The organism is Polynucleobacter sp. UB-Tiil-W10 (genome assembly GCF_018881605.1).
Taxonomy (GTDB): Bacteria; Pseudomonadota; Gammaproteobacteria; order Burkholderiales; family Burkholderiaceae; genus Polynucleobacter.
Map to the genome: position 1 here is coordinate 1993405 of NZ_JACVPZ010000001.1, position 23928 is coordinate 2017332.

The 23928-nt window shown below is 43.9% G+C and carries 26 protein-coding genes; 2 read left to right on the top strand and 24 right to left on the bottom strand.

The genetic code is table 11. From position 1 onward, the window contains the following. Nucleotides 1–17: 17 nt before the first annotated feature. From pilQ to ICN33_RS10235, 14 genes are all read right to left on the bottom strand, one after another. Complete coding sequence (gene pilQ / locus ICN33_RS10170) at nt 18–1586, bottom strand: type IV pilus secretin PilQ (protein ID WP_216196452.1); 1569 nt, start codon at nt 1584–1586, stop codon at nt 18–20. Beyond that, nucleotides 1583–2812: a hypothetical protein gene (locus ICN33_RS10175; protein WP_216196453.1), complete on the bottom strand. Its 1230-nt coding sequence runs from the start codon at nt 2810–2812 to the stop codon at nt 1583–1585. Before ICN33_RS10175 ends, pilQ begins: the two co-directional genes overlap by 4 nt. A 1-nt stretch (nt 2813) precedes the next feature. Beyond that, the gene (gene pilM / locus ICN33_RS10180; RefSeq protein ID WP_216196454.1) at nt 2814–4508 is read right to left on the bottom strand and encodes a pilus assembly protein PilM; all 1695 of its coding nucleotides are present in this window, start codon (nt 4506–4508) and stop codon (nt 2814–2816) included. A gap of 56 nt (nt 4509–4564) precedes the next feature. After that, the gene (locus ICN33_RS10185) at nt 4565–7864 is read right to left on the bottom strand and encodes a PilC/PilY family type IV pilus protein (protein WP_216196455.1); all 3300 of its coding nucleotides are present in this window, start codon (nt 7862–7864) and stop codon (nt 4565–4567) included. A 3-nt stretch (nt 7865–7867) separates the two neighbouring features. Then, nucleotides 7868–8497, bottom strand: coding sequence for a PilX N-terminal domain-containing pilus assembly protein (locus ICN33_RS10190; RefSeq protein WP_216196456.1), 630 nt, complete (start codon nt 8495–8497; stop codon nt 7868–7870). Next, nucleotides 8478–9161, bottom strand: a complete 684-nt coding sequence (locus ICN33_RS10195; RefSeq protein WP_216196457.1) for a PilW family protein — start codon at nt 9159–9161, stop codon at nt 8478–8480. The genes ICN33_RS10190 and ICN33_RS10195 overlap by 20 nt, the downstream gene beginning before the upstream one ends. Beyond that, nucleotides 9158–9664 carry a prepilin-type N-terminal cleavage/methylation domain-containing protein gene (locus tag ICN33_RS10200; RefSeq protein ID WP_216196458.1) on the bottom strand — a complete coding sequence of 169 codons (507 nt, stop codon included), beginning with the start codon at nt 9662–9664 and terminating at the stop codon, nt 9158–9160. The genes ICN33_RS10195 and ICN33_RS10200 overlap by 4 nt, the downstream gene beginning before the upstream one ends. Next, nucleotides 9625–10185, bottom strand: coding sequence for a Tfp pilus assembly protein FimT/FimU (locus ICN33_RS10205; protein WP_216196459.1), 561 nt, complete (start codon nt 10183–10185; stop codon nt 9625–9627). Before ICN33_RS10205 ends, ICN33_RS10200 begins: the two co-directional genes overlap by 40 nt. Next, nucleotides 10182–11201: a type IV pilus twitching motility protein PilT gene (locus tag ICN33_RS10210; protein ID WP_255530802.1), complete on the bottom strand. Its 1020-nt coding sequence runs from the start codon at nt 11199–11201 to the stop codon at nt 10182–10184. Before ICN33_RS10210 ends, ICN33_RS10205 begins: the two co-directional genes overlap by 4 nt. A 55-nt stretch (nt 11202–11256) precedes the next feature. Further along, nucleotides 11257–12129, bottom strand: a complete 873-nt coding sequence (locus ICN33_RS10215) for an A24 family peptidase (protein ID WP_216196460.1) — start codon at nt 12127–12129, stop codon at nt 11257–11259. A 20-nt stretch (nt 12130–12149) separates the two neighbouring features. Continuing rightward, nucleotides 12150–12608 (bottom strand): type IV pilin protein, encoded by a 459-nt coding sequence (locus ICN33_RS10220; protein ID WP_216196461.1) that lies wholly within the window; start codon nt 12606–12608, stop codon nt 12150–12152. 101 nt (nt 12609–12709) lie between these two features. Continuing rightward, entirely contained in the window at nt 12710–13216 is a 507-nt protein-coding gene (locus tag ICN33_RS10225) for a prepilin-type N-terminal cleavage/methylation domain-containing protein (protein WP_216196462.1), read from the bottom strand. Nucleotides 13217–13422: 206 nt separating this feature from the next. Further along, on the bottom strand, nt 13423–13896 hold the full coding sequence (locus tag ICN33_RS10230; RefSeq protein WP_216196463.1) for a hypothetical protein: 474 nt from the start codon (nt 13894–13896) through the stop codon (nt 13423–13425). Between the two features lie 28 nt (nt 13897–13924). Continuing rightward, nucleotides 13925–14236, bottom strand: coding sequence for a PilZ domain-containing protein (locus ICN33_RS10235; protein ID WP_216196464.1), 312 nt, complete (start codon nt 14234–14236; stop codon nt 13925–13927). A 199-nt stretch (nt 14237–14435) separates the two neighbouring features. Between ICN33_RS10235 and ICN33_RS10240 the strand changes: the two genes are divergently transcribed. Further along, nucleotides 14436–15149, top strand: coding sequence for a response regulator transcription factor (locus ICN33_RS10240; protein WP_216196465.1), 714 nt, complete (start codon nt 14436–14438; stop codon nt 15147–15149). A 14-nt stretch (nt 15150–15163) separates the two neighbouring features. Beyond that, nucleotides 15164–15484 carry a PilZ domain-containing protein gene (locus tag ICN33_RS10245; protein WP_216196466.1) on the top strand — a complete coding sequence of 107 codons (321 nt, stop codon included), beginning with the start codon at nt 15164–15166 and terminating at the stop codon, nt 15482–15484. A 14-nt stretch (nt 15485–15498) separates the two neighbouring features. On the opposite strand, the gene ICN33_RS10250 is transcribed toward ICN33_RS10245, so the two are convergent. The 10 genes from ICN33_RS10250 to ICN33_RS10295 are packed head-to-tail and all read right to left on the bottom strand — an operon-like array spanning nt 15499 to nt 23832. Beyond that, entirely contained in the window at nt 15499–16077 is a 579-nt protein-coding gene (locus ICN33_RS10250) for a TadE/TadG family type IV pilus assembly protein (RefSeq protein WP_216196467.1), read from the bottom strand. 10 nt (nt 16078–16087) lie between these two features. Further along, a complete protein-coding gene (locus tag ICN33_RS10255) occupies nt 16088–17026 on the bottom strand; it encodes a type II secretion system F family protein (protein ID WP_216196468.1) in 939 nt (312 codons plus the stop codon). A gap of 12 nt (nt 17027–17038) precedes the next feature. Continuing rightward, nucleotides 17039–18016, bottom strand: coding sequence for a type II secretion system F family protein (locus tag ICN33_RS10260; RefSeq protein ID WP_216196469.1), 978 nt, complete (start codon nt 18014–18016; stop codon nt 17039–17041). A gap of 8 nt (nt 18017–18024) precedes the next feature. After that, nucleotides 18025–19365: a CpaF family protein gene (locus ICN33_RS10265; RefSeq protein ID WP_216196470.1), complete on the bottom strand. Its 1341-nt coding sequence runs from the start codon at nt 19363–19365 to the stop codon at nt 18025–18027. 9 nt (nt 19366–19374) lie between these two features. Continuing rightward, a complete protein-coding gene (locus ICN33_RS10270) occupies nt 19375–20550 on the bottom strand; it encodes an AAA family ATPase (protein ID WP_216196471.1) in 1176 nt (391 codons plus the stop codon). A gap of 54 nt (nt 20551–20604) precedes the next feature. Then, entirely contained in the window at nt 20605–20928 is a 324-nt protein-coding gene (locus ICN33_RS10275; protein ID WP_216196472.1) for a hypothetical protein, read from the bottom strand. After that, nucleotides 20918–22348: a type II and III secretion system protein family protein gene (locus ICN33_RS10280; RefSeq protein WP_216196473.1), complete on the bottom strand. Its 1431-nt coding sequence runs from the start codon at nt 22346–22348 to the stop codon at nt 20918–20920. The genes ICN33_RS10275 and ICN33_RS10280 overlap by 11 nt, the downstream gene beginning before the upstream one ends. 10 nt (nt 22349–22358) lie before the next feature. Then, nucleotides 22359–23180, bottom strand: a complete 822-nt coding sequence (cpaB, locus tag ICN33_RS10285; RefSeq protein ID WP_216196474.1) for a Flp pilus assembly protein CpaB — start codon at nt 23178–23180, stop codon at nt 22359–22361. A 4-nt stretch (nt 23181–23184) separates the two neighbouring features. Next, a complete protein-coding gene (locus ICN33_RS10290) occupies nt 23185–23643 on the bottom strand; it encodes a prepilin peptidase (protein WP_216196475.1) in 459 nt (152 codons plus the stop codon). A gap of 6 nt (nt 23644–23649) precedes the next feature. Then, the gene (locus tag ICN33_RS10295; RefSeq protein WP_216196476.1) at nt 23650–23832 is read right to left on the bottom strand and encodes a Flp family type IVb pilin; all 183 of its coding nucleotides are present in this window, start codon (nt 23830–23832) and stop codon (nt 23650–23652) included. Between the last annotated feature and the right edge of the window lie 96 nt (nt 23833–23928).

Below are 23928 nucleotides of genomic sequence, written 5' to 3' on the forward strand. Positions count from 1 at the left end.
TACCGTAGCCATCATCGCTAATTGAGAACCTTAGGCGCTATGAAAACCAACAATTGGGTTTTGTTATCCACCTTCTTGTTGTATCTAAATAAAGCGCCCAAGTAAGGAATGTCTCCCAGCAGAGGAACCTTAATTGTTTTATTTTCTTGGGTCTGATCATAGATACCACCAATCACTGCAATCGTGCCATCCTTGATCAGCAGCTTGCTTCTCACTTCTCTTTTGTTAATAGATGGCGGTGAAGTGGTGTAATTTGGCGAGTCCTTATTGACGATCATATTCAAATAAAGATTTCCGTCACCTACAACACTCGGAGTAACCGTCAATTTGAGGGCCGCATCCTTAAACTCATAAGTAATCTGATTGGTACCAACTCCTGGAACAGGATATGGAATCTGCACACCGTCGATCACAACAGCCTCTTCGTTATCCATCGTAAATACGTGTGGATTAGAAATAATCTTGAGAAGGTCTAACTGCTCCAAAGCAGTTAATTCAACTTTCAAGGCATTTGAAGTGGTTTGATACAAATAACCTAAACCAAAGGGGTTAGCCAAGCCTGTTACTGGCTGATTAAATACAGAGCCAGTATCGGTACCCAATTGAATTGGGGTTGGGCCTAAATTAAGACCATTAGTACCACCCACAGAACTTCGGCCTGCATTATTAGCGGAGCTATTTGTGTAAGCCCCTAAACGCACTCCAAGTTCACGCTGCCAATCATCCGTGGCTTCTACAACAAAGGCCTCAATGAGAACCTCTTGGGTGCGTATATCCAACTTAGAGATGAGTTTTGCTGCCAACTCCATCTCACTCTTCGTGCCTTTAATGATGATCGAATTAATACGCTCATCAGTCGTGATTTCAATGATTCCACCTGGTGGGCGGACAGCAATAGCGCCTCCCGGGGCAGTGCCGCCGAAGATGGCCTCTAACTGCGCCTTTACGCGAGCAGGCTTAGTGTAATACAAGCGGAATATCTCGGTGTACTGAGTGCTGACAATTCTTTTGGCTGCAATTTGCTTACTAACCTCTTCTAAGCGTTTGCGCTCAAATTCATCACGCGCCAAGACAGTTTCTGGCTTTTGAATGCGAATAATGCCCGCTTCACTATCTACGCTTTTTGATAGACCTTTGATACGCAAAATATTGTCTAGTGCTTTATCCCACGGCACATTCGTAATTTTGACGGTCACGGTTCCTTCAACTTCATCGCCAACCAAAATATTGACGCCTGACACCTGAGTCATCGCCTGTGCCAACTCACGAATATCAACATCAACAAAATTCAGGGTGACGTTAAAAGATTTCCACTTACCGTCTTCAGTTCTTTGTGACTCATTAATAAAGTTACGGCGCTGTGAATCCAACTCTGCATTGGGCTTCTTATCGATCTTGGGGCCAATCTCTAAAGTCTTTTGAGTCTTAGGAGCAAGCTCATTCATGATCTGCTCAGGATCTAAACCCATGTTTGCACGCATTTGTGCATTCGACGGGGGTGGCATAGAGCCATCCGACATACAAGCTGTCAAGCCTAGTTGCGCAAGAAGCGCCAAATAAGTCAGAGTAGTCTTAGGTGACATCATCTTGCACCTCCTGACTTAGAGCTATCGGCTGGCGGATATTGCCCAGCTTGTGACTGCAAATATAGACGGATCTTACCGTTGGGCTGGCGCAAAATAATTCCATCCGTATCAATGTCAACAATGACTCCACCCTGATTTCCCAAACGATCACCTACTCTCACAACAAAACTCTCTCTAAAGTCAGTACGAATCATGGCTGCTTTCGTGGAAGTGGAAACTACCACACCCATAATTACATAGGATTGTGGATCAGCCATTAATAAAGGGGAGTAACGCGGATCACGGCCACCCTCGATCATCCCGCTAGAGGATTTTGAAAAAGGGTCACGGTCATTAACGCGCCCACCATCAGTTGATGGCGGATCGTTGACTATTTGCTCGTTTCTCAAAAGGCCTTGCCCATTGTCAGATTTCGTAGCCGCCGTGGCTTTATTGACTAATTGGCTTAAGGCTAAATCTAGAGCACGTTGAAATGCCGGCACATGAGCTACTTTGGTTTGTAACTTTTGCGGCAAGCGATAGGTGGAAAGTTGGGACTTTACCTGCACCAAACCATGCGTATTGCCACTAACCAAAATAATTTGCTCTTTATCAATATTGACTGTCTTCTCAAATCCAGCCAGTAGTTTGCGATAACGCATGTAGCGGTTGTAATTACCCGTGAGCTCTACCTTAAGTTTGATTTGATAAAACAAAGGGGTCGCATTAGCAGTAGCGTTGGGCGCAGCACCTGGAACTGCAGGTGCAACAGGCGGATTGGGGGCGCCAGGCGTTACTGGTTGTCCTGGTGGCGTAGTTCTCCCGCCAGCGTAAATAGCCTCTTCCCCATCAGTAGAGAGCGCGCTGATGACCAAACCTTGTGAACTGGCCATTTGACTTAAGCGTTGATACATATCTTCTAACTCAGACTCGACGCTAAACAAGCGATTGAGTTCCAAATAATTCATTTCGGCTTGGAGCAATTCTTCTTGGGCGCGTTTATTGGCCACATCCAAATATTTAATCTTGGCTTCCATTTCTGGCATTGCTGCAATTTTTTGTGCAATCTGATCGCGCTCAGCTAAATAAGGCAAAAATACAAAAACAATATAGGCGACAAATAATAAGGCTGCTAATCCACCCCATAGCACCATCTTGGCTTGGGGACCCTTGAGGGAAGAATTCTTATTAAGCGCTCCTTTAAGAAGCGCACCTAGGTCGAGATTTTTAAGTTCAGAAAGGTTCATTTTATGGACGTTGCGATGACGCCTTGGCTGAGTTTGCGGTTTGAGCATCGAGTTTCAAAACACATTTAATCTGAAACTGCTTATACCCACCCACTGCATTGCGGCCCCCACCTGCTGGAGTATTTTGCGGAGTAGTGTTGATAGCCATCGTGCTTAAGGATGCATGAGCAATCATCGGCAATCCCTGCAAACGATCTACCAGGTTAACGATCACCTGATCACTAACGGCATCACCCTTGATATTGAGGGTAGTTGGATTTTCAAATGTTAAGTCGGTAAACCAAACTCCACCAGGCACAACGCCATTAACCGCATTCAATAGCGCATAGGTACTTGCTTGATTTGACTTTATCTCACTACTAGCTTGGAGCATTTGGGTATAGCGCGACTTCTGAGCTGTTAGCTTAGTCAGAATGGCTTCTTTTAGCTTCACATCCTCTTCCAGACGAACCGCCTTTTGGAACTGAGGGTCAGCCGTGCCCGAAGAGAATAATTGATTGAGGAGCGTAAAGATAATAAAAAGAACCAAGGCTGCACCACTCGCCCTGATACCCATCTTTGAGAGAATCTTTTTCTTTTCAGCGCGTTTGACAGTATCTTTATTGGGTAATAAGTTAACGTTATTAACACCAGTTACATATTTGTAATACCCAAAAATATCCACTTTTCTGGTGGCTAAGCCAATGGCAGAACTAAAGACTGAGCTATTTTTCTCCGATCCCGTTTTGTCTTGCAGATTGGCTGGAATGACTAAATCGAGCATAGGGTTAAAAAGCTCTACGCGATAACCATCCAAACAGTTTCTCAGTTGAATCAATAGCTCAGCGGTATCCGGTATTGGAGAAACCAATAACACCTTTTCGATCAGGTTAGAGCCAACCTTCGTTTCGTAAGCGCGGAATGCTTGACGAATTTGACCTGAGAGACGGTCATATAAACGGTCACCTGCCTCACCAGGTGGCACGCCATTCTCAATGAGCGCCCTATCGGCTTCTGAGACATAAACATCATAAATAAATGGGGCATCGTCAGTGATGATCAGAACGTAGTTTTCGTGGGGACCACACTCGATCAAGGCCGTTGTTTTTTGCGAACGCAACTGTTGAGTTTTGAGCGCATTACGAATGGCAAAGCATCGGACGTCTACCACTACCGGGTTCAAGCCAGCTTTGGTGGCAATTTGAACATAATGATTTATCTCGGACAACTTGGAAGCAACGAACAATAGCTCCATTGTGTTTTCAGAAGCATTGCGACGAATCACTTGCCAAAAGATGGAATACTCTTCTAACTTCTCAGCCAGTTGAATAATATTGCTCCACAAACTATCGTATTCAATCGCGCTTTCAATTTCTTCATCGCTCATCAACGGTAACGTAACCGTTCGAATGATTGCGCTAGTAATTGGAATTGAAATTGCAACGTTAGGCGCCTCTAACTTCGCACCAATAATCAATTCTTTTAACTTATTGACGTATAACTCTTGGTTTGTCTGAATATCCGATAAGCCAGCATGTTCACCAATATATTTGGAGCCAATTTTTTCCAACATCCATTTGCCGTTATCTTCAGATAACTGCGCAACACGAATGTAATTTGGCGTAATGTCGACCCCAACGACGTCCTCCTGCTTGACGGAGTACTTACTCAGTAGATCAATAAAGTACCGTAACAGGGGTTGAAAAGGGTTATTCATTCCGCAGCCAAAAATTCTCAAAATATATTAAAAGTATATATAAAACGTCATAGCGCTTAATATACCTTCTTTTCCCGCCAGGACTTATATTTCACGGGAGATTTCTGGTTGCCGCAGACCTGACAAACTAAGTTTGGCGAACCCGTTGTTGGGGTGGTTCCAGGCTTGACATTGCCAATGCCAACGTAGACATTTCCGCGCCCGTCCACAACCGGGGCAGTCGCCAGCCCATTTCCAAGAGTCCCCGAATTACTACCAGCCTGACAACTGTCAGCAACCTCGATCAGGCGGCTCGTGCCATACAGAGGGCAAGCCAAATCCTCGGGTTGGTAAGCAACAAAATAGACCTTTCCATTAGAAACCGCTGCCCGCCCAATGACCTTCTGGTAGTCGGCTGCTGGGTTAACCCCCGTTTTAGCGTAAACATCAGCGTACCAGGAGTTATTGACTGAGCATTGCTGGGCATTCACATTAGTGAAAGTACTAACAGTCTGATTGGTTTGGGTCAATGAGGTAGCCGGAAAATCAGGATCCATCACCCCAAAAATTCGGTTGTTGATAGTAGAAACTCGCCGTTGCAGCCTAATCTGGTCTCCAGAACCAAAATAGTTAAAGAGGCGATTGACAGAGGCGCCCAAAGCATTTGTCCCGGAAACAATCGTAGATCCGAGCTGGTTATAGGCGAGTCGATCATTGGCCAAGGTTGCTTGATCCAAAAAGGACTCATACAAGGTGAAGAGCCCACTATTGGCATCCGATAAGCTTTGCTTGCTTAGGTTGTATTTCCATAACTTACCCTGCAGATCGGTGAAATAAGCTAGGCCACCATAGTAATTGGCCATGGAAGTTCCGTCGCCAGTAACCACTGTTAAGTGGGCAGTAACGCCATTGGGAATATTCGAGCTGTTATCGCTAGCTACTGGAGTAACAGCCAAAACATGTCCACCAGTGGAGGTCACGACTGATGAGCCTGTAGCGCCGCAAGATGCAGTAGATTTTGAGGCGTCTGGTTCCAACTCTAAAACGTAAACATAAGACCCGTATGAACTTGCGGAAGTAGTACCAGTGGAAGAAGCACCACCAGCAAAGCCGCCGCCAAAGGCAGCAACCCAACGCTGGGTTGTCGATCCTACCGCATACGGCAGCAGCGTGATTACTGGTCTAGACCATGCGCCCCCCAGTTTTGAATAATCAAAGCTGGTACAGCTGGAGTTATAAGCAAAGGTCGATTTTTTGCCGCTGGCGTCCCAATAATTAATCACTTTATTAGCAGTGTCATTATTAATAGTGAACAAATGGGCTGGAGCATCTGGATTGGTGATGTCTAGGGCATAGTAGCCATTTCCACCCCACCCCAGACCACCCATCAAGACTGTTTTCCAAACACCTTGCCCAGAAAAATAGACATCTTTGACAGTAATTGGTCCATCAACGCTAAAAATACTATTGCTGGTACCCGAGCCCGCATTGAGGCCTTTGGTGCCAACCTCGTTTCTTAACATCGGAGTAACGGAGGGCGGAATAAAAGCCCAGCGCTCATTTAAATCAGTATCAAAAGCATGCAACATGCCATCGTTGGCACCGACATAGAGTTGTGATCTACGCGAAGAATTGTCACTGATAAACGATGGGTAATTATTTTGATAACGGTAATACGCCTCAGATTTACCAAACGTTGCTACATCTGAACTCCAAGGGGCATTAGGGACTCCGACCAGGACCATCTCCGAGTGGTAAGTGTCACCCAAAACAGAAGATCGAACTGCAGTAGTGGCAGAGTTATCTTCCCATGAAGCATTGAGACCCCTCGTAAAATTAATTAAGTCTTGAGTCGCTGTCGCGTTTGAAGTGGCTGGACAGTTGTACATTAAGCTCTCTAGCTTGGTACTGTTCGCAAGAGTGACATTGTTATAAGTGTTATCGAGCGGCAATCCGGCCGACATACACAATGGGTCGTACCCTACTGTCCAGATAGATCTACCACCCCCAGAATATGCGTTATTACTAGCTGCTCTTAACAATAATTTTGACTGTGCTGAAGCCGATGGTGTACTTGAGGCAAGCGCCCCACTAGCATCCACGTCATAACGATTGATCTCGCCAATCCATTGCTTATCCTTTTGATACTTAAACAATGCTTGATAGATAGCGCCATCACCAATCACAGGCGGCGCAAAAGTTTGCCAAACATCTTGACGAGTGCTGCTTCCTGCAGGAAGAGAAGCTGTCTTAGTAGGCAATGTTGGTGCAACCGCTGATCCGCTAACACCTTTAAAACCAAAACCAAAGGCAATGGTTGGATAATTTGGATCATAGCCTAGCGAATAAACACCGGCACCTACTGTAGTCAGCGCATTGGTAACCTCTGCTTTCGATGCGCCGGCGCCATAATAGATATAAAAGATAGCGGATTCATTGCAAAGAAGATCGCCAAATTGGAAAGTGAATGAAGCGCCTAAGTTAGTAGTCTGATTATTGACCGTTCCTCCAATACTTGCGTAGTCCATATGGGTGTTAGCCAATACTGGCAACGGAGCAGCCTTGCAGGCAACAGATGGATCAGGCGTAATTGAATAGTGGGCGCCGCCGTTATCACAAGCATCAAAAACTTTAGGCGTATAGGTACTTGCATAGGAAGCAGCAACACCCACCATATCCGTGTAGACAGTGGTTAGGTTATTGAGCATATCCCAGTCCATGATGCGGCGGTAACGCACATCGGTCAGCGTACCACCAGATATATTCGTAATTGTGACGAGGGCTTGAAACAGATTGGGATTGGTTGGACCACTGGTAGGTCCGTAGATATGGGTTACTTCTAAGAGAGGTGTTTTAGTTGAATCAGCTGGATCACTAATCCACACAGTCGATTTAATACTGGTGGAGTCCACCACAAAACTTTTAACCGTGATGTTGCTAGAAATTCCGCCGGCATCTACAGAGGCATAGCCTGAAATCACTTTATTGCTTACGGGGATAACGCCACTAGCACCCCACCCCTCCCATTTACTGCCTGGCGAAGTTCCGTCATACCAGCCGGCTGGGTAGTTAGTTCCTGTACCCGACAGCGGCTTACCCCCTCCCCATTTATAGGCAGTTCCTACAGAGCCTGGAGGGCTAGAATTTAAAGTATTGGCGTTGTTTGCTACTGTTCCAGAACTCGTGGGTGTATTGAGGTGTCCAGCTGGATTAACCCCTAATGCAATAGTTTGACTAGCAGTAGTAGTGCTGTTGTGAATAATGCCAAACGCAGGAAAGCCTTGAGCATTTACAAGAGAGCTCAGAGACAGCACGCTGATTAAACAAATGTACGCAACCAATACTTTAGATTGAAGTTTTGAAAAAATGGTATTCATAATTTACGGGGTGTATTGCACCACCGCCTCCAATGCTGACCGACTTGAGTTAGATTGCCAAAATTGAGTATTAATTGCGCCGCCAGTTAAGGGAACGTTGTAATTTCCTAAAGCGGTAATTTTGATGGTGTAGGTAAATGTGGAAGCCCCGTAGCCATTGCTGACCCCTACTTCTGTACCGACTCCCAATGAAGAGGTGCTTGCAAGTTTCTGAACAATGCAGGATGAATAGCTTGCTCTACCCGCCCTATCTTTAAATTTTGTACTTCTAGAATCTGCCTGCCCTTGCGGAATAGTATCTGCTAAGACAGTCTTGCCACTAAGAGGGGCGCCAGTAGCAGCTAAATCATAAGAAGCTCCTACACCATTCACCCACGACTTTCCTGCAGAGGTAGAAAACCACTCAATCGCATTATCAAAACAAGTTTCGCCTGCTTCAATCGAAATCGGTTTATTGGCAACTGCAGATACCAAGTCTGATTGCATGGAAGCTAAATAAGAAATTCCCGCTCCCATCACCATCAATACCAACAGCAGAATGAGCGTTACTACCAGCGCAATGCCTGATTGCTCTGGCAATGGGCCCGAGTGTTTGGTTTGAGATGTTTTCACTTTAAGGTACCAAGGAGACATTTTTTGCCCTCGTGATAACAGTGAATGTTTTGGAGACAATACGGGTCGTGCCTTCTATTTTGCGTGGCGATTGAACCAATAAATAAGCTTGAATAGTCTGAAACTGCCCGCTATAAGTCCCACTAGACTTAGCATTTAATCCCTGAACGGTAAAGCTACTAACCCAATCTAAAATAGGCTCACCCGAGGCTCCTCCGTACACTGGAGTTGAGCTGGCCAAATCACAGAAGGAGGCTGGATTGGTACATCTGCGCCACTCACGTAACAAACGGTTTCTACTTGTGCCACCTGGCGGCGTATAGGGGCTGAGGTAATACCGAATCAACGCCCGATAAAGCGTTCCTGAAGTATCGTATTCGTCGTAAACAAAAATGATGTTGCCAGGATTGGACGAAATAATATTGATTGCCTGATTGCCTAACATTACGTTTGCATCGTTATAGTCAAGGTATCCAGCCATGCGCACATCGGATTTAAATAAATCGATCGCTCTTAAGGCATTACGATCTACTTCGGTCTGCGCAGTAAGCACCTGTTGTTGTTGCGAAAAAAATGAATATCCAGCATAGGTGCCTGCAATCACAATGGATGAGACCGCTAATGCCACAAGTAGCTCGACTAAGGTATAGCCCAATTCTGAAGACTGAGGAGCAACATTCCTCATATTTGCCTCAGCTTGCGCGTGAAATAACTACTGATAGTGCCGCCGTTGGTCACCAAACTCACATTAATAATCAGGCCAGTTGAGTCCTTGGTGATATCGACCTGCCGCATTTCTAAACCAGTAGTGGTGTTCAGCGGTCCAATGTTTGCATTTAAATCATTGCACCAGAGCTGACGGCTATCGGTTGCGGGATAGCTGCAGGTTGCCAAACTTCCTGAATACTGCGTGGGTGTAACGAAGGGGTTTAAAGCGTCTGTTCGTGAGCGCATTCCCTCGGCGGCTATGGTTTCAATAATGCGATCCGCCATTAAATTGAGATACATTCTTTTTTCTGACTCTGCGATGACCTGCTGAGCAGCGCCAAAAAAGAAATAGAGCCCACTAAACCCTAAAGTAAAAATCACCATCGCTACCATGGCCTCTACCAAGGTAAAGCCTTTGGAGTGATGATCAGGAGTGGGCTTTAGTCTTGCTCTATCCATAAACCTGTGGACTGCTGCCATTTAAATTTCTGTACAAAACTCGTGGTTTGGTTCACCAGCACTCTGTATGCGCCATAAGCCGCACGATCGCCGTTGCGATTGAGCTCTATATCAATAGCGCCCCCAGCGCCCTCAACACCCGCCAAACCGTTGGTCGTAAAAATACCTCTACCCGCTGAACAAATAGTGCTGACTACCGAAGTTTCGCCCGACAAAATATTAAAGTTTGCATCTTTTCCTAGAGGATTCTCCACAATATTGCTGGCAAAACTAGCGGACACGCTGGTTGTGGATGATTGCGGAAAAGAGGAAATTTGATAGCTCAATTGTTTCGATGTATTACAAATCAATAAACCAGTGCCATTAATGGTACGTACACGCGTTTTCAAGAAATCAATGCTCGATACCAAGGCGGCATAGTCAGACTCCAAAGACCGTTTACCGCGCCAATCCATAATCGAAGGCGATACAAAAGCTCCCACGATCGTCAAGATCGCTACAACTACAATAATTTCTAGAAAACTAACACCACGTTGCTTCATGTAGCCTCGATTTGCCCTGATTGCACCAACTGTTGTAACGAAGATTCCATCGTCATCATGCCCTCCCCGCGCGCCATCTGCATGACACTCGGAATTTGAAACACTTTATTTTCACGAATTAAATTGCGCACCGCGGGGTTACAGGTCATGACTTCAAATGCACCAATACGACCCGGTGCATCCTTGCGCTTTAACAAGCGCTGAGTCATCACCAAACGTAGCGATTGTGAGAGTTGTGCCCTCACTTGGTCTTGTTGCTGCGGTGGAAAGACGTCGATGATGCGGTTAATCGTATTCGGTGCACCACTGGTATGCAATGTGCCAAACACTAAGTGCCCAGTTTCAGCAGCGGTGAGCGCTAATTGAATAGTCTCTAAGTCACGTAACTCACCCACCAAAATAACATCGGGGTCTTCACGCAAAGAAGCGCGTAATGCTGAAGAAAAAGACAAAGTGTCCCGCTTTACTTCACGCTGCGAGACAACACATTTTTGATTCTGATGAATAAACTCGATCGGATCTTCAATGGTGATGATGTGCTCATGACGAGTGCGATTAATGCGATCGATCATTGCAGCTAACGTAGTGGACTTACCCGAACCTGTAGGGCCAGTGACTAAAATGAGGCCATTTTCAAGATCAATCACATCTCTTGCTACAGGGGGTAAACCAAGTACATCAAAAGCAGGAATTTGGGTTTCAATTTTTCGCATTACGGCTGCTAGACCTCTTGAAGTCTTAAAGAGGTTCACCCTGAAACGCACGTCGCCAGCTTCTACTGCTAAGTCAGCATCTAGGTGCTGCATAAAGTCGATTTGCTGTTCTTTAGTGAGCTGTTGCTCAATAAACTCTTTCATATCCCCCTGGGTCAGAATGTCCTCAGGAAACGTTTGAATGACACCATCCACCCGAATAGATACAGGCTCATTTTCATGGAAATGGAGATCCGATAATTTATATGCGGCTACATATTTCAGCGCCTTATCAATCATGTCCATATTCTGATCCTTATCCATTTATTATTTGTGAAATTCTTTTAATGATTACGATTACGTTTGCGATCACAAGTGCTTAATAGCCAAACCAAGTTGGCGCGCCAAAGATCAAAATGTACCCGCCTGCCAAGATTAAAAATGGACCAAAAGGTAACATTCTTTCTAAGGTGAGCTTTTCTTTGCGTAACATCATGAGCACAACAATCGTAAGCAAACCCAAGATGCTAGCGATGGCGAGTATGGGCATGATCGAGGCGAAACCAAACCAAGCACCAAAGACGGCCAACAATTTAAAATCACCACCGCCAAAACCATCACGCTTGCGAACTAAACGGTAAAGATAATTGACTGACCAAGGCAAAAGATAACCACCGCACGCACCAAGCAATGATCCAGTGGGGCTCACAGAGGTAAGGCCTAATGCACTTCCCAAAAGCCCCAATGCCAGTGCGCTGTACGTTAGGTAATTTGGTAAGTAGTAGGTTTCTAGGTCAATAAAAAAAAGTGCAATTAGCAATGCCAAGAAGAGGCAGTACAGCGGCGTTGCCCAGCTCAATCCAAGCTGCATATAGATGGCAGCAAAACTGATCCCGGTAAATAATTCAACCAAAAAATAGCGTAGTGAAATTGGCGCTGAACAATAGCGGCACTTCCCTTTTAAGCGCAACCAAGAAACCAGTGGAATATTGTCAGACCAAGGTATAGCGTGATTGCAACAAGGCGTTGTCGATCCTGGAGAGATGAGGCATCTTAAATTTTCAGCAATGCTTTGCTGTTTGTTGTGATCATCACCCAAAGCATCATCACTTCCAAATAGCGCTCTTGGCAAACGATGTATGACGACATTGATAAAGCTACCTAGAATTAAACCTAGCAGCAAGGCATACCAAAAGCCTATCTGACCCAATGCCAATAGATGCTGTGAAGAGGTATTTAGGGTGTCGGCCATATGGTCTAAGCGCTCTATAACTAGAATCCGGTTTTCACATTCTGTTGATTAATGGAATAGATGAGTGAAGAATTGCTGCGGGACTGGGCGTAAGCCACATAGTCATTGGAATTTGCACCCGTACAGCTTCCACCTGATCCCACTGTGCCAGCGGTAATATAAAAGTAGAAATCATTGCTAACGCCAACGACAATAGGACCAGCCGTTGGTGTGGTTGCCCCCATCACATATTGATTGATGCTACTGGTCTGATCACCAGTACCTGATGTGACGTAGTAGCAATAGTTTTCGGAAAAATAATTCTTTTCCATGAGAAAAATGCTTTTGAGGGTATTTTGTGCATCAGCATTTTTAGCGGCGCGAATATTGCCAGTGTAGATAGGCACACCTACGGCTGCCAAAATCGAAATGATGGCAATCGTAACTAACAACTCCATGAGGGTAATACCCAACTGCCCACGAAATCGATTTTTGCCCAACTTAATCTCCCTCAATCACCAAAAAAATGGCCCGTCTAGGCGGGCCATTTAGTCTCTAAAAGCTAAACTAACTTGTTAGCCCTTAATGATATTGCTTCACTTTACTGTACGTTAATACACTCAGCTGCTACAGGATAGTTTTGATTAGCGCCTGCTGAATCTAAAACAAGAGTTTGAATTGAGATGCCTGTCGCACAACTTGCAGTAGCTGCACCACTGATGCCAAGCTCACCTGGATTAGCCGGTGGAATTGTTCCGCTGACATTGGTAGTTGAAGAAGTGTTGTACGGGTTTTTCATTGTTGCCAGTGCATAGGCAGTGAAATACGTAGCGCCTGCTGTTGCATTTAAACCAGATGGGCAAGTAATCGTTGCACCACCCGCTTTAGGATCAGCAAGAGTAGGAACTAGACCGGCGGAACACTTGGTTGTTTCACCAGCAATAAAGGTTTTAATGGAATCAAAGTTTTGCTTAGTAGCGCTGACCTTGGCAGATGCTTGGTAGCCGTTGTACATCGGCACACCGATTGCAGTCAAAATACCAATAATGGCAATAACCACCAGCAATTCAACGAGAGTAAAGCCGGATTGTTGAGTTTTAGAATTCACTTGGAGCCTCCATGGATCACATAAATTTAAGGTTTAACTGCTTGTATTGCTGTAAATCAAAGACTGTTTAGTATTTATAAACTATTAACTATCAAAATCTATAGTAGATAAATACTATTTTTATCAATAATTTCAATAATAGTTTTTTTAACAACAACTCATTTGATTTTAGCTAAAAACAAAAACGCCTTCAGAAGATTTGCTGGTTATTTACTCAACTCTTTTTGCAACAATGAAATATTAGATTGGTATAAGGATTGTTTTTGTTGCAATGTGTTTAATTCCTTGTCTTGAGCCGAACTCTTCTTTTTAGTTGCCGTTAGTGCAGTGATTTTTTCGTTTGTTTTATTGAGTCGCTCTTGTTCAAGATCGATTTCTTCTTGAATAATTCGCTTTCTTTCAGAAACGGCTGAGTCATAAGTAGATTTACTTTTGGCTTGCTTAGTTTCAGCGGCAGTGCCCGCGGGCGCTGGCTTCTGGCCATCTGCTAGAGAAGGCTTGGCCCTCTTTTCCGGTGGCGGTAGGACCATCTTTTTACAACTCTTGCCTTTTTCAACATTAGAAAGAGTGATCACTCCAGCCTGCTTATCGCAACGGTAAATATCTGCCATCGCAACGCTAGGGCAAAAGGTAACTGCACATAAAAGCAAGGAGGCGGCATTGAAAAGAGAAATCTTCATTTTTATTGCAAACGACTTGATGGCAACATCAAGAGCCTTCAGTGTTGAGCAATGGCAACAACTCAAGAGAAAGTATCTTCGTTGCAATGCCGTAGGACTTCTCGAATTCTTCAGAGCGCACCACTTCACCCTGACAAGAAAGCACCAGATCCCCGCTTGGCGAGTCCAGGGTGACTAAAAATTCGACTATTTTCCCGGGTTCAATTGGGGACTCAACCTCTAGAAATATACCGCTTGAGCTGATGTCGCGGGTAATTCCTTTAATGCCATTAATGCTGACCGGCAAAATGGTTTGAACCCTATCAGCAGCTCTTACGGGGTGTGTCTTATCGGTTGTCATAAGCCGCTTCCCATGAAATAAATGGGTTTGAGTAGATTTTTCATGTATTTGATTGTATTGAAGAAGTGAGGATTATCAAATAAACAACAAAAATATAGCTTAGGCTGCATTTTTGCACCAATCTGGTTCAAATTGTCCAACAATTACTTATAAATATTTGTTGTAATTAGTGCTTAGATACTACAATCTCTACATGCTTATGAGTACATCTTCTAGCGCTCCGTCAAATACTAGCAACACCGAAAGACCGACCAAAGCCAAGCCCATTGAGGTCTTGCTGGTCGACAACCATTTAATGGTTGCCGAAGGCCTTAAGCTTTTGATGGAAGGCTCAAAGCTATTTAAGGTATGCCAGATAGTCACTAACGCAAAAGATGCTTTAGGAGCCTTAGACACTTACAAGCCCGATCTGATTCTATTAGAGCCTAATTTAGAAGATGCCAACGGCTTTGACTTAATTCCGATGTTACTTAAAAAAACATCCGGCAAAGTATTGGTGCTTACCTCCTTAAATAACCTCGACGCCCACGACCAAGCGATTGTTAAAGGTGCGCGTGGTGTTTTGAAAAAAACGGATGCCCCCGAACTTCTCCTCAAGGCAGCTGCCAAGATTCATGAGGGAGAGTTGTGGGTTAACCGTGAAGCCACCTCTCGCATTCTGCTTCAGATCGCTCAAGCAACTGCTAACAAAGAGATGAGTCCTGAAGAAATTAAGCTCAATTCATTAACTGCAAAAGAAACTAAAGTTTCCAAAATTTTGCATGCCAATAGCGAGTTAACTTTAAAAGAGATTTCAAGCTTGCTTCATATCAGTGAGCACACCCTGAGAAATCATTTATCATCGATTTATCAAAAACTAGAGGTTAAAAATCGACTCGAATTTTATGTATTTGCTAGCAAATACCTTAAATAAAACCTCGGACTAATATGGCGCGCGCAGATAAATCAAACACTAGCGCAGCACCAACATCACGAAAACGCGCAGAACGTTTTCAGACTAAACTCCCCCTCTCCATCGGTGATGCACAAGGCACCATTCATAACATCAGCGCAACAGGCGCCTACTTTGAAATTGATGCAGAACATCAGCCCGGCAGTGAGGTTAATTTTGTCATTGACCTAGAAACGCCTGGCGGCAAAATACAAGTGCAGTGCCAAGGTGAAATCGTGCGCGTACAAGAGCGTGATGGCAAGCTTGGGGTTGCAGTAAAAATTATCAAATCCGATTTACTGCAAAGTGCCTCATAAAAAAGCTTTTGTCTTTACTCACAAACAAATTGAATACTTGAACTTAGAGTTTTATTGGCCCATGAAACAGATTGATAAGGCCCCTGAAAGCTATAAGATACAGTTACCAAAGCTAGAGTCCCGTTCGGTGGAGTGACACGAGTAGCTGGACAAATATCAGCAGCCTGAGCTGAGGAGGCATAGGTGGCCAAAGTTGAAGTTGTGATGGCATTTGCCTTCATTGTGGTAGCACCTGGAGTGATAACACTGCCGCTTGACGTATAAGGTATGTAGCCAACACTTACAGACGGAAGGTTACTGCTACCAAAAGAGATTACCGGGCTTGTGGTGAGGTAATTTAACGCAACTGAAGCAATGCCTGCGCTATTCAGAGGCGTCGATGAAGCCAGTACCGCCTGTCTTGCCGCCTCAGTTGCGGCACTGTTAACCAGCAAGTAATCGTAATACATGGCTGAAACTTGAATGCCACCAAAAATCATCAAAAGCACAATCGGCATTACCAGTGCCGCCTCAATCGCAGCTACACCCCGCTCGCGGAAGAATATCAGGGCTTTCGTCAAGGGTTTTGGATTTGGATTCATCACTTTAAGCATGCCTTCTCATTTACTTCATTGTAGACATAACATTCATAATTGGGGGGGATAAAAGTATTATAAAAATTGCCGGGAAAATACAGGCAATAATGGGGAGGGATAATTTAGCAGGAATGCGAGCTGCTACTTCTTGTGCATGTAATTTCCGCTTACTTCTCAGATCATCTGAGAATATGACTAGCGCCTCACTCACGCTGGTACCAAATTTTTCAGCCTGAATCAACATTGATACAAAAGCCTTAACTTCATCAAGATCACAACGAATAGCAAGGTTTTGCAAGGCGGCAGAGCGAGTTATCCCAGCCCTTAACTCAAGGTTCAGCAATAAGAACTCTTCAGATAATGCCTTACTGGAAACGCTAATTTCAGTGCCAATACGTGTAATAGCAGCATCTAAGCCCATACCAGCAGCGATACAAACACGCACCAAATCTAAGGCATCTGGAAAGGCATCAAATATCTCAGCCTTACGAGTTTTTGTTTTATTCGCCAATAATGCATTAGGCAAATAATAGCCTGCTACTGCCAAAGCAATAGCAATCATAAAAGTATCACTTGCAGAGGCGCCAGCATCAAAAAAGGTGGCAAAAAGAATATAAAGAATCGGAATTACAAATGTCCCGAATGTCTTTAAACCAAAAAAGCGGATCATCCACTTTTCATTACGAATACCAGCAACAACAAATTTCTTTTTAATGACTTCCTTGTCCACAATTTTTTTGGGAGAAGAAAAGCTAGTCATACTTTCTAAAATCTGAATAAATAGCTTGATATATTTATTCTCGACCTCTTGAGAAGTCGCATTCATATTAATTCTTTGCATTCTTGCTTTGGCGAGCCTAATGCGCTCTCTTTTGCCCGGCGCAAAAGCACTAATCAGGAAAAAGGAAAGTCCGAATGAGAATAGAAAAATTCCAAAAAGGAGTAATAACTTGACGGATAAACTCATATTTAGGCTTTCCTAGAGTCGAACATTTGTGAGGTATCTCATCCAGAGAAAACCGATCGTAGCCCAAATACCAGTTCCAACTAACAACTGCACGCCAAAGCTACTTTTGGTTACAGGATCAAAATAGCCGGGAATGAGAACACTTAATCCAATATAAGCAGCTATTGGCAAGATACCCAAAATTTTAGCCGTCATCTTGCCTTCGGCCGTCAGTGTATTGATTACCAATCTAGTGGTTAATCGCTCTCGTATTAGCAAAGAAACATCGCTTAATAACTCAGCCAGATTACCACCAACCTCTCGATTTAATGTAACTGCGATTGCAAAAAATCGTACATCATCAATATCAATTCGCTTCACTAAATTTGCCATCACCTCACGTATCGGCATGCCAATATTTAACTGATCGAAACAAATCTTAAATTCGGGTCCAATTGGTTCTGGAGACTGAGATGCTGCACTTTGCAATGCACTACTAAAGGAATGCCCCGCACTCAGAGAGCGGGAAATAAAATCTAATAAATCCGGCAATTGCTTTTCAAGCACCGTCTTTCTTTTGGTGGTTTCAACCATGAAATAGACAATCGGCGCCAACATAAATAAAAGAACACCCCAAAGAGCTGATAGCGCAGATCCCATAAAAAACCAAATGGCTAAAAAGGCAATCGCACCGCCCACTAATTCAATAACCAATAAGTCATGAACCAATAAGGTAAAGCCAGCCCCCTTAATTAAATTATCTAATTTATGAGCTAAAGAAATTCTTTTTAATAGATTATTGATTTCAGGATTTTCACTAAACAAGGATTCCTTAAAGATCGATGCCCTTGCTTCAGCAGTCTCCACCCTGATTGTCAATGCTTGAATTCGCTGATTTAAGAGGGTATTTTTTCTGCCGTATTTCTTAAGCCAAAGCTGAATCCCTATCCATATACAGATAGCAAAAAATATAACGCCGAAGAAAAGGGTCAGGTAGAAAAGAAATGGCATAGACTTACTTATCCTTCGAAAATCTTCTCTGGCAGAGTGGCGCCGTGGGTAGCTAATTTATCTGCGATGCGGGGTCTTACTCCAGTGGGCCCAGACTTACCTAATACGGCTCCGTCTACCCCGATACCAGTTTGTTTAAAAGTAAAGATATCTTGAATGGTAATGACATCACCTTCCATGCCCAACACTTCGGTAATACTCATGATTTTGCGCTTACCATCGCTTAACCTCGATGTTTGGACCACGATTGAAATCGCAGAAGCAATTTGTTGACGCAGGGACTTTTGTACCACCTGAATGCCAGCCATACCAACCATATTTTCAAGACGGATCAGCGCATCCCGTGCAGTATTCGCGTGTACAGTTGTTAAGGAGCCCTCATGACCGGTATTCATCGCCTGCAGCATATCAAGCACTTCAATGCCGCGAATCTCGCCAATCACCACTCTATCAGGGCGCATCCGCAAACAGTTTTTTACTAGGGTGCGTTGATCAACCTCACCTTTGCCTTCAATGTTGGCAGGACGGGTTTCAAGCCTCACCACGTGAGGCTGTTGCAATCTTAATTCTGCAGCATCTTCAATGGTAATAATGCGTTCGTTATCAGGAATGTAGCCCGACAAAATATTTAATAGTGTTGTCTTACCGCTACCAGTACCACCAGAAATAATTAAGTTCGTTTTAGCCTTCACTACAGCAGCTAAAAATATAGCCATCTGCTCAGTTAATGCCCCATTGCGAATCAAATCTGCCATACCAAAAGGAATTTCTGAAAAACGCCTAATGGACATTGAAGGGCCATCTAAAGCAAGAGGTGGAATAATTGCGTTAACCCGCGAGCCATCAGGCAAACGCGCATCAACCATTGGGCTGGACTCATCAATTCGACGGCCCACTCTGGTAACAATTTTTTCAATAATTTTTAATAAGTGCGCATCACTATCAAACACAACATCTGAAGGTTCAAGGCGCCCCCTTCTTTCAACATATACATTTTTCGCATTGTTGATCAAAATATCTGATACGGTAGGATCGGCCATTAATGGCTCTAAAGGGCCCAATCCAATCACTTCATTTTGAATTTCATAAACCAAACGAGCAAGATCGGTTTCATTGATGAGCAGATTATCTTCGCGAACAATCTGCTCCACTCCGGCTGCAAGGTGAATTTTTAGATCTGATGGTGATAACTTTTCGATGAGCACTAAATCCATCTGCTCTAAAAGTTTGGCATGTACATATGCCTTAATTGAAAAACCAGGCTTTGCTTCTGATTTATTTTTTTTGCTATCGCCCTTGTACTCAACTTGTTCTAAGGATTTCTCATTAAATACATCGCGCAGAGACATGGTTAATCCTTATTTTTTGAACATTCTTTTGAACATTGACTTCTTATTTTCTACCTCAGGAACCTCTCCACCTGTCAAGCTAAGAGCAATGCCTCTGAGCGCCTCCGAGATAGCGCTATTAGGAGCGCTCTCAACAATTGGCACCCCTAAGTTCACAGCCTCTACAGCATTTAGAAAATCGTTAGGAATAGAAACGTTAATATTTTTTTGAATAGAATCTTCTACTTTAGCAACCGACAAGACTCCAACGTTATCCATACGATTAAGCAATACACGCACTTTGCTTGGTTCGTAATCTAAACGGGAGAATAAATGCAACATATGGCTTACTGCACGCAGATAAGTCATGATAGGCTGGGTCACTACAAAGATGACATCAGAACGGTCTAACGCTTTAATTGTGACGGCATCTAAAATGTGGGGTAAATCAAGAATGACATAGTCGTAGTGCTGAATTGCCACATTAATTAAGTTATCAATATGAGACGCAGTTAAACCCGCTGCCTTTTCTGGGCTATCAGGGGATTGCAATAATAAATAATTTGGCTCTACAGGAATTGCCGCGGAAGCAATCATCATTGAATCTAATTCACCGCTTTTAGCGATATCAGCGATATTAGAATTGCCAGTTAAATTAGTTAAGTAAAAAGAAGCGTCCCCACCTTGCATGTGTAAATCAGCAAATAAGACTTTCTTACCCATCTCTACTGAGAGTATGTAACCCAAATTGGTAGCCAAGAAGGTTGCACCAGCCCCGCCCTTACCAGATAAAAAGGAAATGACTTTACTTTGAGCGCCTTTACCAAGGCTAGCACGTTTAACCCGAATGCGATCAATCGCTTCACGACACTGATTTACCTCAATAGGATGATGCAAAACATCAGATACCCCCACCCTAATTAACTGAAGCAGTTGATCGTGGGTAGTAGTTTGAGAAAGATAAATGAACGCAGGGGCAACTGCGGAATGATGGGCAATGGTGGACAAGGCCCGAATGTCACTGTCTTGAACCGTTTCCACATCGATTACCACCACATCTGTAGATGCGAGATCAATCCGATCCAAATGTAGGGCTGAATCAATTCTTCCTAAAGAAGTAATTTGATCGGAACCCGAAAAAGAAGATAAAACCCTTTGGACAATATCTGCTTCATCCAGGGTGTTCGATATGATGACTATTTTCATTTTTTCATTACTACGTATTAGATTAGGTTCATAAAAAACCAAATCAAAGGTTTATTACATCGGGGTTGAGGATGTCGTAGGAGCAGCGGATGCTCCACCAGCAGACGCTCCACCGGCAGCACCACCAGCAGGAATAGCAAAGGAGCGTTGATAGGCCTCAATTGAACTTCTAGCAGTTATGCCATCACGACCAGAAACATAAGTTGGCACATCCGGCCGCCCATCTGGGTACACAGATTGAGCACGAATCGCAGCTTTAACAGCAGAACCTTCGGATGGATCTTGCCAATCGGTTTGGCAGGCTGATAAACCGATCAATAAAAAACTCATCATTGCCAATCGCAAAATGCTAAACGGGGTGATCATTTTATTTTCCATCTGACGGTCCAACACTAGGGGTAATTGAAGTTGGTGGTTGTGTATCAGTTGGTTTTGCGCCCTCTAATTTTCCCCCCAAGAAAAATTCTGCCTGTGTTGGCTGAATATAGCTATCAGTAGGCAATACAGGCTTACCTGACATAGGCTTAACAATGTGAGGCGTCACCAAAATCATTAACTCACTTCGATTATTTTGAAATGAGCTACTTCTGAAAAGGGCTCCAATGACTGGCAAAGATGCAAGCCACGGAAATGCGCTGATTACCTCATTCACGTTATTAGATATTAGACCGCCGATCGCAAAACTTTGGCCGTCATAAAGTTGCACAGTAGTAGAAGCGCTTCTACTCAAAATCTGAGGAATCACTTGAGTTTGTCCACCTGCGGTAACCGTAACTCCGGTAGAGCTTACTTGCGAAACCTGAGGAGCCACCTTTAAATTAATCTTGCCATCACTCAATACAGTTGGGGTGAACTTCACACCAACACCATAAGGAACTGCTTGGAGGGTAATTACCGCACCAGAAACACCTGATTGAGGCACTGGAAGATAAACGGTACCGCCTGACAAGAACTGCCCTTCTTGACCGCTAATAGCCATGATGTTTGGTTCGGCCAAAATCTTTACTAAACCAGTCTGCATATTCGCCTGCAACCAGGTTTGAGTCGCACCAGAACCTCCGCCCATAAGCGCAGAGGCTGTTGCACTAAATCCAAGCTGTGCTGCACCCAATGGATTGAAAGAAAAATTGGTGCCCTGCGCCTGTATACCCAAAGCATCAGCTATAGATCGGTCAATCTCTGCTACCTTAACCTCCAAAAGAACCTGCTCCAAATCATTGGTAGCAAGCATATTGAGTACTTTTTTCCCAGTTGCATGCTCTGTAATCGTCATGGCCTTTTGAACCGCTTCAGCATCACTTACTTTGCCACTCAAAACAATGGATTCACCAGCGGCAGTAGTCTTGATAGATCTTTCACCAGGCAATAAATCCGAAAGAAGATCCTTCACATAATCAGTATCACCACCAACAAATAGATCTAAAGTAGTTGTCTGATTATTGGAATGCCACAAGGTGACGTTCGTAGAGCCAGACTTTTTACCCAGAAAATAAACTTCGCGAGGATTTACGAGCATCACATCAGCAACCGCAGGATTGCCTACAGAAATGCGCTGCACAGGGGACTTAAATTTATAAGCCTGTGACTTGCCAATAGACAAGGTGAGTGCTTCGCGACCAAATTTTGATTCAGATGAACCAGAATCAACTTTGGGGGCAGCCTCTTTTACAAGCTGCTGACCAGCATCCTGCGCAATCGCAACGCTAGAAAAAGTTTGCAAGCCAATAAAACAGGCTATTAAATAAGCTAGGGTTGTGCGCTTCATAAGCTCAATAAATGTAGGAAATTGTGTATTCATATATTGCCGCTTACCTTTGACCACCCATGGCGCCGGATTGGCTTCCGCCAGAATCGACACCATTAGATCCCGTCGTTAAATTACCCCTGATTATTTCAACAGTACTTGTATCGCTATAAACATTGGGGTTCAACATCAAATCATTTTTACTGGCCGCCACTCCATCAAAGCTACCCTTATCGGCGCGGTTCCTTAAAACCAGAGAAAGAGTGCCTAGAGAGCGCGCAACATCCAACTTTTGAGCCTCTTCAGGACTTACCTCAAGGGTTACGTTCGTACCTAATTTGGGAGTTGGGTCGGTAATTGAGCGTGCCTGTGCAACTGCCAGCACCTTGACGTGCTCAACGACTGTTTTAGAGATGGGCATACCAGCAGCATCTTTAACGCCCACAATCACGTCGACAAAATTTCCAGGCGAAGCGAAACCACCTACACCAGTAACTTCATTGATAGCAATCGTAAATGCACGCTTACCCAAGGGAATGTCGCTTGAAAGATCATCATTGCTTGCAGTCGGAACCAACATTGACTCAAGCACAGTCTCACCTTTAGGAATTTTGACTTTTGCAAGTCGGTTGACAACCGTGCCCATGTTGAAAATGGCGCCCGGAGGTAGTTCACCGGTCGTCCAAGGGATGACTGTCAACTCCTTATCAGTAATTTTTGTTCCAGCCTCTATATCAACCACAGACTGAACTAAAGTAATACTTTGTTGTTTTTGCTCAGGGGTGGGTCCAAGCCAAAAAGTGGCTACGATCACTGCAATAATGCCGATAACAATCGCGCCACCAACTGCCAGAACAAATGGATTCGATTGGAGATTAGATTTCATTTTTTTAGATATTCCAATCTAATAAATACATGGTCGAGAAAGACCCAGCGGTAATCGCCAGTGCATAAGGGATGGTCATTTTTTTATAATTAGGATCTAAACGCTTCATTCTTTTCATTTTAACTACATAATACAATGCCAAAACCCCTCCCCACAGCATCATGTGAAGACCAACCATAATAATATGGGAAGAACCAAAGAAAAGACCCATAACGGCAAATAACTTCACATCGCCCGCCCCCATCATTTTAAAGACGTATGGGACAAGCATTAAACCCAAACCCAGCAGAAAGCCCTCCACGCCATAAATCACACGCCCCTCAATAGGAATAATGCAATTTATGACCAGACCAAGAAAAACCCCAACCAAAATTAATTGATTGGGGATTTTTCGCGATCTAAGATCAGCAAGACAAGCTACCAGCAGAATGATGCTGGGAGCTAAGCAATACCAACCACTCACTACTAATTAGATTGCGGTTGCTACGCTACCCATGTATGTGCTGGTGTTGTTGCCGATGGTTTTCATCAACAAGCCAATACCTGCAACTACAGCGGCTGCGATCAAAGCGTATTCAATAGCTGTAACGCCATCTTCGTCTTTAACTAAGCGGTCGATGAAATTTGTAAATTTAACGTATAAAAACAACATGATTAAGTCCTTTAATTTATTGGGTTGAGTAATACATCACTACTGCAGGAGTAGATTACTGATTAAGCAATACTAGAACCATCCCACAAAACTACC